This window comes from Trichocoleus sp. FACHB-90, assembly GCF_014695505.1.
Classification (GTDB): Bacteria; Cyanobacteriota; Cyanobacteriia; order Cyanobacteriales; family FACHB-T130; genus Funiculus; species Funiculus sociatus.
The window spans coordinates 1-12928 of sequence record NZ_JACJOK010000052.1; the positions used below are offsets into that span (position 1 = coordinate 1).

Genomic DNA, 12928 nt, shown 5'->3' on the forward strand with positions numbered 1-12928 from the left:
GTTTCTGATTACTTTAGCCCGTCGTTTAGGCTGTCGCACTGTTCCCGATTGTATCCGCGATCTTGCCAATCAGGTTCACCAGGTTTTTCTCTGGCTAACATGAAACCACCCTGCAACCCCCCGAATTCCGGGGGGCTTTTTTATTAGATTTGGCAAGCCCACTTTATTTTTAGAGAGTGTCTGGATCAATATTTAACTCTCTGAGTTTAGCGGCTAATCGCTGGGCTTTTTCCTCTGCTTGCTGTCGTGCATCTTCTGCTTGCTGTCGTGCATCTTCTGCTTGTTGTCGTGCATCTTCTGCTTGTTGTCGTGCATCTTCTGCTTGCTGTCGTGCTGCTGCTTCCTCATTATGGGTAAGGAGTTTTTTATCTGTTGCTGGCTCGTAAAAGTGTAGTTCTCCAGATTCCAGCCGCAACTCCAGCTTCAAAACTTCACTGGTTAACGACACTGTTCCATCCGGTAAAGTTGTTGTTGCTACTGGCAAATAATTACCTTCAACTAAGCGTAAACCCTGGATTTGGGGATTGAGATAATCCCCTGTAGGATCGTATTGATAATACTCACTTACTCCCAAAAAAGCGTAAATTCCTTTTTTTGCACCTTGATCTTTGGCGCGGGTAGTTTTTGAAGTTATCTCCAACACGAAATCAGGCGTTTTATTGTTTTCTTCCCAAGTTTTGAAAGTACGGCGTTCCTTGTTTTCTACTCCAAAGACGACAAATGTGTCCGGTGCAACAACTGACTCCGGATTACCTTTTTCATAGTAAATAAATAAATTGCCAGCGACGTATACATCAGGACGATTTTGAAAATAAATTCGCAGCGCACTCCGAGCATAAATTAAGTAATTACACTGCACATCACCTTCCGCCATCGGCTTACCGTCCTCATCTGGATACTCAATCTGGATTGGGATATATTCTTCCAGCGAGACTGTTGTTGTCATCTCTATCCCTCAACTAAGGCTATCTCCAATTTATATCAACTTGTCTGAGCGTGCAGTATTTCTCCATAGAACGTTGCAAACCAATAAAAAGCATGATCTTTTTTAAATCTTATTTTTTAGTTATAGAGGTAGGTTATGAAAAATATTCTTGAAACGAAAAGATTAATTTTACGTCAGTTTAATGAAAATGATGCTGGCAATTTATTTGAATTAAATAGCAATCCTGAAGTTATACGCTTCATTAATGGATGAAATTGCACTTGGTAATCGGTTGCTTAAATCTACTTGGGGTAAAGGCTACGCAACTGAAGTATCTCAAGAATTGGTGTTAAATGGTTTTGCCCAATGGTGGTCAACAGAGTGGCTGCTTGAGCATTAGCAGATAATAAAACATCCATAAAAGTCATGGAAAAGGTTGGTTTAAAGTTTGAAAAAGACTTTATTTTTAAAGAAAGTCAACTTCCAAATATAAAAACATCGGAGCAAAAAGTGGTTATGTATGCTCTGAATAAAGAAGAATATCAAGTAGGTTTAAGTGAGGTAATAAAATAAACCGAAAACCAACCTACTTATCTGATTGCCTTTCTTACCACGGGCTACCAACTATTGTAAAAGCTGCCCAATAGTAGGGATGCGATAAATTTTGATTCCCAAGTCCTGCCAGTTCTGGCGGTAGAGATATATTTCCTCTCGGAGAGTGCAACTGACCATTTTCTATGCGTACCTGCCCTTTCAACATTGCTATCTGGGCTTGCCGCAACGCTTCTGCTTTAATAGGCGCAGTAGTCAGATGCCGATAAAACTCTGTCATCAGTCCCAAAGTTCCTTCATCTGATACATACCACAGACTAGCTAAAGCTGATTTTACGCCGCTGTTAACCGCTAACCCCGCAAAGCCTAACTCTGCATCTTTATCACCTAAAGCTGTTCTACAGGCACTTAACACCAACAGTTCTACTGGTGGGTTGTTCCAGCTTAAGTGCTTCATTTGATTCAACCGCAGTTTTTCGTTCCAAAACTGAACGTAGGAGTTGCTGGGAACTCCCGGTAGGAAGTCAGCATGAGTCGCTAGGTGAATAATTTTAAAAGGCTGCAAAGCGCGTTGCGACTGCAAATTATTCAGAGTAAATTTTTGGTTGAGAAAGGATTTACCCCGCCGCAGCTTTTGTGTAATAGCAGATAACTCCACTGGCACAGCAGGTAATGGTTCTTGTTCCTTAAATATTGACGCACCCATTGCCAAAACTGGGGAATTTTTGATATCAGCGTATCTGGTATCTGTCAGTTTGAAAGCAGGGATGCGTCCAATGCTATATTTTTCTATGAGAAACTTTTGCCCATCATGAAATGCTGCCAATGGCATAGTGCGTAAGCCAACACCCATGCAAAAAATTAAGCTGTCTATGTTATTAGTTTCTAAGTCTGCTTCCAGTGGCGCAATAATCCACTGATGAAGCCGCCGGGCTGCTGGAAAATAGTCTTTACTACCTTGGATTGAGTGATTGACAATATTCTTTCGGAAGTCTTTAACTGTTTTCAGTAAAACTTCGCGCTTAGCTGCTAGAATTCGCTTGTGAATTGGTTTACCTTTTGGAGTAATCAACACGAGTTCTAGTTGTTGTTCGCGGGGAAATACGTAAATCAGGGCAGTGTTTTCCCCGGTTTGCTTGCTGATTCGGTCTAAAGTATTGGCGACATCCTTAGCTGTTATTGACTTGTCGGGGAAAGCTACCCGAAAATAATCCTCATATTGCTTTTCCCAAGTTGTCTCGATTTGCGGCACCGCCTCAGTTAAGTTGCTTTCGTCAAGGGCGATTTCTACTTTTGAGGGTTTAGCAGCTTGGGCTATGGAGATGGGGTTAGGAGTGGAAGCGATCGCAACTTCCAGTATGGGTTCTCTGCTGACGCTTCCTATGATGTATAATCCTGCCAAGCTAACGCCAATGCTACTTACTACTGATTTCATAAACACCTCACTGATGTTGAGTTACATAGAAGTTGCTCTACTAGGCGATGCCGTTCATTGATGGTGTTAGCTTGAATATCAGCTTGTTTTGGGGATATTGCCAACCCTCTTGAGAGGTATCTTCTGTCTAGAAAGGGGAGAAAGGTTTTAAAGCAAAGTACGCAGAGGTTCTTGTTTTGAGTGGATCGGGTAGTGCGGAACTTAAAAAATCTGTAACCTGTCAAAAGTTTTATATTCAAGAACTAGCCTTTAGTTTTCTCTTCTGGAATGAAAGGCTGCATTATTGTTTTACAAAAAAGTAACCCCTTATCTTTTTGGAAAGAATGGCTATAAAGACTGCATGGGTATTTCCAGGTCAGGGTTCCCAAAGGATAGGGATGGGGCTGGATTTAGTAAAGATACCTGCTGCTAAAGCCAAGTTTAAGCTGGCAGAGGAAATTTTAGGCTGGTCGGTTTTGGAAGTCTGCCAAAGCAACGAAACAATGCTATCGCGGACTTTCTACACCCAACCTTGCATTTATGTTGTGTCGAGTATTCTTGCTGACTTGATGAAGGAGCAGGGACACCAACCCGATTTTGTGGCAGGCTACAGTATGGGCGAGTACATCGCGCTGTATGCTGCGGGAGTGTATGATTTTGAATCGGGGTTACGCCTGATTAAGCGCCGCGCCGAGTTGATGGATAAGGCTCCGAGTGGGATGATGGCTGTGTTGATCGGATGCGATCGCATTCTTCTGGAACAACAAATCCAGCAAACTCCTAATGTAGAACTAGCTAGTGATAATTTAGACCAATTGGTAATCTCTGGATCTCCAGCAGCTGTAGCCTTGGTGTTATCCCAGGTAGAGGCGAAGCGTGTAGTTCCCCTGAAGCTTTCTGGTGCTTTTCATTCTGCGTTCATGGCGACAGCTGCCTTCGCGTTCCAGCAAGCGTTAGATTCTATTGAGTTTCAGACAGCCGAAATTCCTGTTTTATCGAATGTAGAACCCTTGCCAGCAGTTGATGCCACAGTTTTGAAAGAACGTCTGGGTCGGCAAATGACTGGTGCGGTTCGCTGGCGAGAAATCACCCTGCAATTAGCAGCAGAAGGTGTAAAACGGGTGGTGGAAATTGGTTCAACCCAAGTATTGACAAATTTGATTAAGCGTGCAGAATTACATGATAATGTTTCTGCTCGCCTCGGCTTTGCATTGGCCAATGTTACTAGCGAAAGCGAATTATATAGTTTCGGCTGTCAGCGCGTTCATAAGCCGCTGGTGTGTTTCTAGAGAGGATTTGGGTCAATATTTAATTCTCTAAGTTTAGCGGCTACTCGTTGCGATCGCTCTTTTACTCTCACCCGACCAAAAAATAGCCAACTGGCAAGAACTAGAAGCCCAATAAAAAAAAGACAGGCATTATGCCTGTCCTACACGCAATTATTCAGCACAGAAACTAGAAATTCATTTCTGCGGCTTGCACTTTTTCTACTTGCTTCTTCTTCAGCACTAGCATGACTTGAGACAGCATGATGGCGAAGATGAATGCCATCAACCACTTGACGCGGGTGGGGCTTTGCAAGACGATTTCGGTGTCTACTTGACCAAATCCACCGACGTTAGGATTGTTAGTTAAAGCTTCGCCTGCTTTGACTTCTTGCCCTTCGGAAACGGCTAGATCGGGGCCTGCGGGAATTGTCTCAACAACGGCATTGCCTTCTGCTGGCTGAATCGTGACTTGGGAGCCGCCTTCTTCTGCTTGGGCAATAGAGGTGATTCTACCAGCTACAGAAGCGTTATAGACGGCGTTGTTGCTCTTTTCACCAGTCGGGTAAACTTGTCCCCGTCCCCGGTTTCCGCCGACATGAATGGAGTATTTACCGAAGTAAACTCCTTTTTCGGTTTCTGGGTTGGGAGAAAGAACTGGGAAGACAATTTCCTGGTATTGATCGCCGGAGATAGGGCCAACGATAACGATGTTTTCTTTGTCTTCGTTGTAGGATTGGAAGTAAAGTTCCCCGACTTTTTCCTTCATTTCTTCGGGAATTCTGTCTTCTGGGGCAATCTTAAAGCCTTCGGGCAACATCAATACGGCACCCACGTTCAGGGGGCCTTTGCTGCCATCACCTTGCACTTGCTGTATGTTGGTGTCGTAGGGGATTTTGACTACGGCTTCAAATACGGTGTCTGGCAGAACTGATTGAGGAACTTCAACTTTGGTGGATTTCGCACCAAGGTGACAGTTGGCGCAGACGATCCGCCCGGTGGGTTCGCGGGGGGTTTCCGGATAGGTTTGCTGCGCCCAGAAGGGGTAGGCGCTAGCTGACTGGGGAAGGACGCGATCGCTTGCGAAGAATAATGATAGGGTGGCGATCGCCACCAGGATGCTTTTAGCAATTACCCGCTTGCCTAATTTACACATCGCCGCAAAAGAAGCTTTTCTCATCTATTAAGGAGGGGTAGGAAGTGTCAATTTCAAACAATTTTGGATGCGTGGATGGGTGGATTTTAGATTGAGTCTGAAATCTAAAATCTAAAATCCCTATGTCCACCACGGGTTTTCGCCAGTACGGAAGTCCGTTTCCGTCCAGGGTGTTAAAGTAACTTTGTCTTCAACGACTGCGGCGTGAACCAGTCCCAAGGACAGAGGTGCTGGGCCCCGGACTACTTTGCCAGTGTTGTCATACTGGGAACCATGACAGGGACAAATAAACCTGTTTTCGCCGGAGTTCCAGGGAACTACGCAGCCTAAGTGGGTGCAGACAGCGTTTAAACCGTAATTCTCGATTTGTTTGTCTTCTGTCACCACAATGTAGGTGGGGTCGCCTCTGAAGCCCTGAACTAAGCTGCGATCGCCCGGATTGTGATTCGCCAAAAAGTCGCTCACAATGATGTCGTTGCCGATGGCATCCTTAGCAGTTAGACCACCGCCTCCTGTACCGCTCGACGGCGGGATAAAATACTTGACAACCGGATATAGTGCGCCCAGTGCTGTTCCTGTAATGGCACCAAAAGTTAACAAGTTCATAAATTGGCGACGTCCCATATCGGGAACGTCTGCTGATCCAGAAATTTGAGCCATGATTTCGTCTTCAGTGTATAGCTATGTAAACAATTTGGGGAAATATCCCCGAATTTGTTAAACCCTGACTAATAAATGTATATCAAACAACCACTACTCAGGGCCGCCACAAACCCTTTTGTGGAAAGGTTTACAGCCTTGCTTAGGGTATTATTACATTCTTTTGCACCGTATCATAATTTTAAGAACCGCTTCCTTTATGACGATATGTGAATAAAATTTATAACAATAAAAAATTATGACAGGACAAGACCTTCAGCAACTGCTGCTTTCCAAGTGGGGACGCTCATACGATATCCAGATTAGGCGGGTTCAGAACAAGATTTTTGTTCAGGTGATGTGGAAATATTTAGAGCAGGTGTCTTTTCCGCTTTCAGAGGCGGAGTACATAGCGCACCTGGAGACTGTCGCTGGTTATCTCCATGCTTGGGGTGGAGCATCAACGGTGCAGGAGTATATTGAACAGACACGCGATCGCCCTCGTCTAGGCAAAGCGGTAAGCATTCCCCTAGATTTGGGCGATCGCGCTTCCGAATGGATACTCTGAGAAACTGGGAACGAGAAAATATCTTAGCGCCCTAACAGCTTTACCAAACCGATACCGCCGAAGTAAAGACCCAGCACCGCACCAGCGAGAAGACTTTGGGTAAGCGGGTCGGTGGAAGGTGTCAGCACCGCACCCAATACAGTTGCTCCCAGAATCACCAGCCGCCAGCCAGAAAACATTTGCGCTGAAGTGACAATTCCCAAAAAGCCCAACAATAGCTGGATTATGGGAATTTGAAACGCCAAGCCAGTGCTAAACATCAACAGCAGCACAAACTCAAAATACTTGTCAATTGACCATAGTTGTTCTACGACATCTGCACCGTAGCTGATGAAAAAATTCAACGCCGCTGGAATAAGTGCTACATAAGCGAAAAACAGACCAGTCGCAAACAGAAAGCTTGACCCCAAGACAACTGGCCCTATTAAGCGACTTTCGCGGCGAGTTAGCCCTGGTAGAACAAACTGGATAATCTGGTAGAGGATAAAAGGACTGGCGACTAGCAAGCCACTGTAACCAGCGACTTTGATAGAGACAAAAAAGTATTCTCCTGGTGCAAGTTGGAGAAACTTAACTCCCTGCGCCGGGATTTCCAATAAGCGGACGATTTGCTTGACAAACAGGAAACAACCTGCAACACCAACAACAACAGCAATCAGCGCATAGAAAATCCGCCGCCGCAACTCTTCCAGATGGTCAAACAGGGACATTTCGACGTCAGCAGGGAGTTCATCGAGATATTCATCTTCGGGTGAAGTTGCCAATTCTAAGTCTGGCGGGAGTGCGGTATCGACTTCGGAAGGAAGCGTCATCGGTCAAGGGGTTGGTTTCAGTATTTGTTGACTATTTTATCTATGTCTTGCTGTCTGGGTGATTAAAAAATGGGGAAAACCGTGATTGAGAAGATGCTAACCCAGTCCCGATTTTTTATTTTTTTAGCGCGGTTGGCTGACCATCGGCGTATTTTGCTACTTGGTTGGAAACTTCTGGATTGTACAGGCGCAGGTAGTTCCAGTAGTTGCCAAACACGTTTTTGACGTAGCCTTGGGTTTCTTCAAAGGGGATATTTTCCACAAATTCGTCTGGATCGCTGAAACTTCTTTCGCCCAGCCACTTCGATATATTAGTGGAACCAGCATTGTAACTAGCGATCGCGTAGAGGGAATTATTCTTGTAGCGATCGTGCATTTCATCCAAAGCCCAGGTGCCTAATTTGATATTGTCTTTGGGGTTGTCAAGTTTATATTGCTTAACTCCCATTTTTTCGGCAACCGATTTACCTGTTACTGGTATTATCTGCATCAAGCCCATCGCACCAGCAGAAGAACGAATTTTTGGCTCAAACCTTGACTCTTGGCGGATCACAGAGAGGACGAGCAGAGGATTGAGTTGATGCTTGGAAGACCAAGTTTCAATAGTTTCGATATAAGGCAAGGGATAGAGAGCTTGCCAGTAAGCCTTCTGTTGCCGTAAAGTTTCGTACTGGGCTTGTTCTTCAGGTGTTTCGCGGTCTTCCAGACTAGATATTTTAGAGATTCCTTGAAGGCGATCGCCTTTGGCGAGTCTAATTAAACCATCGGTAAATTGTTCTGCCACACTTGGCTTGACCCGGTTTTTGTATTCCGCTTGCCAGAGTGTCCAAGCATCTTTGTCTTGACCCAGCTGGTAGAGTTCTTGTAAAGTCGCAGAACCTACAGGTAGAACTGGTCGCTTGGTAGGCCAATTTACTTTAGGATCTAGCTTGCGTACTGTGGAAAAATCTCCCGCATCCCAGCCCAGATGCACAGCAGACCGCCACGCATAGTAAGACTGGGGGTACTTAGTTACCACCTGCTCAAAAGCCTGTTTCGCCTCCTGCTGTTTTCCTAGCTTTTTAGCCCATTTACCTGACCAAAAGGTGGCTTGACGACCTAACTCGCTATCAGAATTTTCGGCGGCAATTTGTTTTGCCCATTTCCAGGCGCTTTGGTAATCTTTAGCTCTTGCCCTACTTTGAGCCATTTTCCAGCGATATTGGGCGGCTGCATCGGAATCGCCATATTTGGTTAGTAAGGTTTGACGAGCTTCGGCGGCTCCCTCGGAACTTTTGAGACTATCCAAAACGGAAGCTTCTAATACCAGTGCTTCGCCAGCTCGATCGGGGAACTGATTAATAACTTGGTCGAGATAAGGTACCGCTTCTATCGTGGGGCCCATTTTGGCAATTTGGATCAGAGCTGTTGCGGTTTCTTCGGCTTTGGGGAAGTCCTGCACCATTTGTTTATAGGCGCGGACTGCTTGTGGTTTCTTCTCGGCTAGCTGGAGTCCCCTAGCGGCGAGGTAGGCGTTCTTGGGTGTGCGAGGCGCATTAGCATAAGCGGCGCTGGCTTGACCGTATTTCCGGTTTCCCCAGTAGGCTAGAGCGATCGCTTCCCAGTCTTCCGGCTTGATCGCGTCCGGATAACCAACTAACCTGTCTAGCACGGAGGTAATTGAGGGTGTGTCAAAGGCGTATCTTGCCAGCAACAGCATCAATTCCGGCTGATTGGGATTTTCTTTGAGCAAAGACCGTGCTATTTCCAGGGTGCGAGGATGGCTCTCGAATTTCTCAATTGCTTGCTGCCAATATTCTTGATCCGTCTTTCCTAGTACATATAAAGCTTCAGCTGCCACGGGTTCTTTAGAAGAGCGTGCCAACTCTTCCCAAGTTTGTTTGGCTTTACCTTTGTCGCCAGTAAGTTCGTAAGCTTGCGCTCGTTTGAGGAGAATATGTCCGGATAAAACCGGATATTGACGCTCTAGGGCTTTTAAGTGGGAGAGTGCCTTTTCACCTTGCTTTGCAGCAATCGCATCGCTAGCCAACAGATAACGGGCGCGACTGCGGTCGAGAGATAATTTTCCGTTAGCGATCGCTTCTAGTTGCGATGTCCGCTCTTTTGCTGGTAGCGATACTAAGCTGGCAACAGCTGAGTTGTCATTTTCCCGCATTAACAAGCTGTTCTGCACCTGGAAAGGAACCCAAGTAACCAACCCCTCCAGCCAGCCGCTATACTTCTTGGGTAACATGGTTGTGCCAATCACCAAGGCACTTAATCCCGCAACGGCAGCCAGGACGACTTGATTTTTCCTTTTTGATTGGTTGGCTCGCGAAAAAACCAGACGCGAGTTTTTCCGGGCAAAAATAGGACGTGACCTTCTCATATAACCTCCGTGCGACGGACATCCATCTCTCTTTTTTGGGATTCGGTGGTTGTTAGTGCTATCCCTTTGTCAAGCTTTGAACCAGGCCTCTTACCTCCAAGGTGAGCTTTTTTGCGATTATGCGATCGCTGACTAACACTCACAAATATCCTTGATTAACAAAACGCTGAAATTTAACGCGACTGCTCCGCCGCGTTTGATTTTTCTGGGGAGATACCCTAGCAATTGGATTGTAAAAAAAGGCGGTAGAATTGACCGGAAATGTGACACAGCTGCCTGAAAACCTCAGTAGTACCTTGCAGGAACTGATTCCAGAAACTAAATTTAAAGCCCAACAAGTCCGCAATGCCATAATGCGGCTGGGTGTCGATAGCCCTATTCGCAAAATCATCCTGTGGATTGGAAAAACCTCAGACTCTGAATAAGAATAGCTTGTACTTGTTTAGCAGCTTTTTATGCACAATCAGCCAAAAAACACAAGTGCAGAACGCTATAAATTAGCTGGCAAATGTGAATTAATGACCTCTGTGCTACGGCTGCTGGCACATAGCCGAAGGCATGGAACACTCTTTAAACCAGGATAATCGATTTAAGTGAGAAACCGATTACAAAACATTGCATTAAACTGACATAGGCAAAATTTTGGTAACAAGCCTCTGTCAAAAGTGGTGTCATCCTAAATTTCTTGTTAAAAAAAATTAAGAATAACAGCTTTTGCCAGAATCGATAAATTACCACAGATTAAAGTCTATGGTTACGTGATGTGTGACTTTTAAGAAAGTGTCATGCTGTAGGCAAACAATACTGTACGGTTAAGCGCTGATCCCTCTAGCTTCGCGATGGACGCACCTGTACTCTAGGAAAATGAGGGTGACACTCCTAAAAGCCCCTTTTTAAACCTTATTGGGGGAGCTTGGAGCTTCACAGGACTAACCGAAAAATAGGGACATGGTATTACCGTGTCCCTACATTCGCCCTTGAATTTTTAATCTTTAATTGTTTAGCGCAGTATCTGAACGCCTGAGTGTTTTTCTACTAACTTAGAAACTTCTGGATTATACAACCTCAGATAATTCCAATAGTTACCAAAAACTTGTCTGACATAACCCTTTGTTTCATCAAAAGGTATTTCTTCCACAAATTCATCTGGATCGATAGACCCTTTTTGCTTGAGCCATTTCGAGACATTACCAGGGCCTGCATTGTAACTAGCAACGGCTAACATGGAGTTGTTGTTATATTCCTTGTGGGTAAAGTCAAGAAACCAAGTTCCCAATTTTACGTTATCGTTGGGATTTTCCGTATTAAATTGCTTAATTCCAATTTTTTCGGCAACCCACTTACCTGTTCCTGGCATCACTTGCATTAAACCAACGGCACCAGCAACAGAACGGATTTTACTTTCAAACCGTGACTCCTGACGAATTAAAGCTGTTACGAGTAGAGGATTGAGCTGACGCTGTTGCGACCAGCTTTCGATAATTTCCAGATATGGGAAAGGATAGAGACTGTGCCAGTAAACGGATTGTTTCCTGAAAGCTTTGTATTCCTCTAGTTCTGCGGGCGTTTCGCGGTCTTCGAGAGTAGAAACATAAGAGATGCCCTTCAGGTAGTTGCCTAATCCTAGCTGCATGATGCCTTCGGTAAATTGTTCGGCAACGGTGGGCTGCATCCGGTTTTGGAATTCGGCTTGCCAAAGCATCCAAGCATCCCGGTGTTGACCTAGCTGGTACAATTCTTTTAACTTTTCGGAGCCAGCAGGTAGGACTGGGTGTTCGATGGGTCGCACCACTTCCGGGGACAACTGACGCACGGTGGTAAAGTCTCCCACATCCCAGCCTAATAAGACGGCAGAACGCCACGCATAGTACGATTGGGGATACTTAGCTAGTACGTGTTCAAAAGCTGCTTTCGCTTCCTGCTGTCGCCCCAACTTAGTTGCCCATTTGCCGACCCAAAAGCCAGCTCTGGGAGCCAAAATGTTATCGGGATTGTTGATTGTGATGGGTTGCGCCCATTTCCAGGCTTCCCGGAAATCTCCTAGCTGTGCCTGTTGTTGAGCTACTTTCCACCGATATTCTGCTGATATATCAGAACTGGCATATTTAGTTAGCATCAATTGCCTCGCGTCGGAGGCTGATTGAGAGCTTCCCAGTTCTTCGAGGATTTTGGACTTGGCCAGGAGTGCTTCACCTGCTTCGTCGGGAAAGTTGCTGATAACGCGATCTAGGTAGGGTAATGCTTCTAGGGGTTTGACTAATTCTGCCAAACGCCGTAAGCCGAGTCCAGTTTCTTCGGCATCGGGGAATTTAGAGATTAAGGATGAGTAGGCAATTCTGGCTTCTGGTGTTTTGCCGGAAAGTTGTAGTCCTCTGGCGGTGCGATAAGCGTTACGGGCAGTTTGGGGTGCGCGAGCATAGGCGATGCTGGCTTTTTCATAACTGCGGTTTTCCCAGTAGTTAAATGCGATCGCTTCCCAATCTTCGGGTTTTAGCAGGGTTGTGCCTTGTTTCTTGGCAGCAGCATCCAGACTAACTAGCCGATCTTGTACGGCAAAAATTCCCGGCTCCTTCCCAGCGTATTTTACTAGCATTAAGAGCAACTGCGGCTGATTGGGATTTTTGCTCAACCTAGTACGCACAATTTCCAGGGTGCGGGGATGGCTGGGGAAGGATGCGATCGCACTGTCCCAATATTTCGGATTCTTTTTACCCAACACATACAGCGCTTCGGCTGCTGCTGGTGAGTCGGGATACTGTTTGACTAAATTCTGCCTAGTCGTCTGCGCTTGAGTGTCACCAGCAACTTCGTAAGCTTGAGCGCGTTTTAGGGCAATATAGGGTGCCATAACTGGATAGTCTAACTCTAATCCTTCCAGCAGCTTGAGCGCCTTTTTCCCTTGCTTAGAGTCAATCAAATCGCTAGCCAAAAGATAACGAGCGCGGTTACGCTCGATGGATTGATTGCTGGAGGCGATCGCTTCGAGTTGTGCTTCCCGCTGCGCCGCCGGGAGCGACGCTAATGGCAAAACCGAAGGAGCAGATTGGCTCCCCTGATTCTGGCTTGACTGCTCCTGAGGCTGAATATTAACCATCAATTTCCCTAACAAACTGGTCAATTGTGGTACTGACAGAGTTGCCCCAGCTACCAAGGCAAGTAACCCTGCCCCTACAGCCAGAGAAATTTGGGTTTTCCGCTGCTTCAACATCGCTTCTTTTCCGCCACGTCT

Annotated in this window: 12 protein-coding genes; 5 read left to right on the forward strand and 7 right to left on the reverse strand. The window is 45.8% G+C overall.

Annotation, left to right across the window (positions count from 1 at the left end; all coding sequences use genetic code 11):
- Positions 1 to 169: 169 nt before the first annotated feature.
- Complete coding sequence (locus tag H6F74_RS14555; RefSeq protein ID WP_190442296.1) at positions 170 to 946, reverse strand: Uma2 family endonuclease; 777 nt, start codon at positions 944 to 946, stop codon at positions 170 to 172.
- Between the two features lie 244 nt (positions 947 to 1190).
- Between H6F74_RS14555 and H6F74_RS30555 the strand changes: the two genes are divergently transcribed.
- Positions 1191 to 1325: a hypothetical protein gene (locus tag H6F74_RS30555; protein ID WP_277875803.1), complete on the forward strand. Its 135-nt coding sequence runs from the start codon at positions 1191 to 1193 to the stop codon at positions 1323 to 1325.
- 26 nt (positions 1326 to 1351) lie between these two features.
- Positions 1352 to 1498, forward strand: coding sequence for a hypothetical protein (locus H6F74_RS29375; protein ID WP_199301240.1), 147 nt, complete (start codon positions 1352 to 1354; stop codon positions 1496 to 1498).
- A 34-nt stretch (positions 1499 to 1532) separates the two neighbouring features.
- Here the strand turns inward: H6F74_RS29375 and H6F74_RS14565 are convergent, their stop codons facing one another.
- Positions 1533 to 2912, reverse strand: coding sequence for a CHAT domain-containing protein (locus tag H6F74_RS14565; RefSeq protein ID WP_190442298.1), 1380 nt, complete (start codon positions 2910 to 2912; stop codon positions 1533 to 1535).
- Between the two features lie 323 nt (positions 2913 to 3235).
- Here H6F74_RS14565 and fabD point away from each other — a divergent pair, with 323 nt between their 5' ends.
- Positions 3236 to 4180, forward strand: coding sequence for an ACP S-malonyltransferase (fabD, locus tag H6F74_RS14570; protein ID WP_190442300.1), 945 nt, complete (start codon positions 3236 to 3238; stop codon positions 4178 to 4180).
- Positions 4181 to 4346: 166 nt separating this feature from the next.
- Here fabD and petA read toward each other — a convergent pair whose 3' ends face one another.
- Together petA and petC are read right to left on the reverse strand one after the other, a co-directional pair.
- Positions 4347 to 5336: a cytochrome f gene (gene petA / locus H6F74_RS14575; protein ID WP_190442302.1), complete on the reverse strand. Its 990-nt coding sequence runs from the start codon at positions 5334 to 5336 to the stop codon at positions 4347 to 4349.
- A 96-nt stretch (positions 5337 to 5432) separates the two neighbouring features.
- Positions 5433 to 5972, reverse strand: a complete 540-nt coding sequence (petC, locus tag H6F74_RS14580; protein ID WP_190442304.1) for a cytochrome b6-f complex iron-sulfur subunit — start codon at positions 5970 to 5972, stop codon at positions 5433 to 5435.
- Positions 5973 to 6210: 238 nt separating this feature from the next.
- Between petC and H6F74_RS14585 the strand changes: the two genes are divergently transcribed.
- Positions 6211 to 6519 (forward strand): DUF3067 family protein, encoded by a 309-nt coding sequence (locus H6F74_RS14585; RefSeq protein WP_190419498.1) that lies wholly within the window; start codon positions 6211 to 6213, stop codon positions 6517 to 6519.
- A 23-nt stretch (positions 6520 to 6542) separates the two neighbouring features.
- Here the strand turns inward: H6F74_RS14585 and tatC are convergent, their stop codons facing one another.
- Both tatC and H6F74_RS14595 read right to left on the reverse strand, forming a co-directional pair.
- The gene (gene tatC / locus H6F74_RS14590; RefSeq protein ID WP_190442306.1) at positions 6543 to 7331 is read right to left on the reverse strand and encodes a twin-arginine translocase subunit TatC; all 789 of its coding nucleotides are present in this window, start codon (positions 7329 to 7331) and stop codon (positions 6543 to 6545) included.
- A 115-nt stretch (positions 7332 to 7446) separates the two neighbouring features.
- Positions 7447 to 9699, reverse strand: coding sequence for a transglycosylase SLT domain-containing protein (locus H6F74_RS14595; protein WP_190442315.1), 2253 nt, complete (start codon positions 9697 to 9699; stop codon positions 7447 to 7449).
- 263 nt (positions 9700 to 9962) lie between these two features.
- Between H6F74_RS14595 and H6F74_RS14600 the strand changes: the two genes are divergently transcribed.
- Positions 9963 to 10124: a hypothetical protein gene (locus H6F74_RS14600; RefSeq protein WP_190442319.1), complete on the forward strand. Its 162-nt coding sequence runs from the start codon at positions 9963 to 9965 to the stop codon at positions 10122 to 10124.
- Positions 10125 to 10699: 575 nt separating this feature from the next.
- On the opposite strand, the gene H6F74_RS14605 is transcribed toward H6F74_RS14600, so the two are convergent.
- Complete coding sequence (locus tag H6F74_RS14605) at positions 10700 to 12907, reverse strand: transglycosylase SLT domain-containing protein (protein ID WP_190442327.1); 2208 nt, start codon at positions 12905 to 12907, stop codon at positions 10700 to 10702.
- Positions 12908 to 12928 lie beyond the last annotated feature (21 nt).

Bases quoted from the DNA above. Each gene is read 5' to 3' on its own strand.
- H6F74_RS14555 (WP_190442296.1), bottom strand. From the start codon at position 946: ATGACAACAACAGTCTCGCTGGAAGAATATATCCCAATCCAGATTGAG.
- H6F74_RS30555 (WP_277875803.1), top strand. From the start codon at position 1,191: ATGGATGAAATTGCACTTGGTAATCGGTTGCTTAAATCTACTTGGGGT.
- H6F74_RS29375 (WP_199301240.1), top strand. From the start codon at position 1,352: ATGGAAAAGGTTGGTTTAAAGTTTGAAAAAGACTTTATTTTTAAAGAA.
- H6F74_RS14565 (WP_190442298.1), bottom strand. From the start codon at position 2,912: ATGAAATCAGTAGTAAGTAGCATTGGCGTTAGCTTGGCAGGATTATAC.
- fabD (WP_190442300.1), top strand. From the start codon at position 3,236: ATGGCTATAAAGACTGCATGGGTATTTCCAGGTCAGGGTTCCCAAAGG.
- petA (WP_190442302.1), bottom strand. From the start codon at position 5,336: ATGAGAAAAGCTTCTTTTGCGGCGATGTGTAAATTAGGCAAGCGGGTA.
- petC (WP_190442304.1), bottom strand. From the start codon at position 5,972: ATGGCTCAAATTTCTGGATCAGCAGACGTTCCCGATATGGGACGTCGC.
- H6F74_RS14585 (WP_190419498.1), top strand. From the start codon at position 6,211: ATGACAGGACAAGACCTTCAGCAACTGCTGCTTTCCAAGTGGGGACGC.
- tatC (WP_190442306.1), bottom strand. From the start codon at position 7,331: ATGACGCTTCCTTCCGAAGTCGATACCGCACTCCCGCCAGACTTAGAA.
- H6F74_RS14595 (WP_190442315.1), bottom strand. From the start codon at position 9,699: ATGAGAAGGTCACGTCCTATTTTTGCCCGGAAAAACTCGCGTCTGGTT.
- H6F74_RS14605 (WP_190442327.1), bottom strand. From the start codon at position 12,907: ATGTTGAAGCAGCGGAAAACCCAAATTTCTCTGGCTGTAGGGGCAGGG.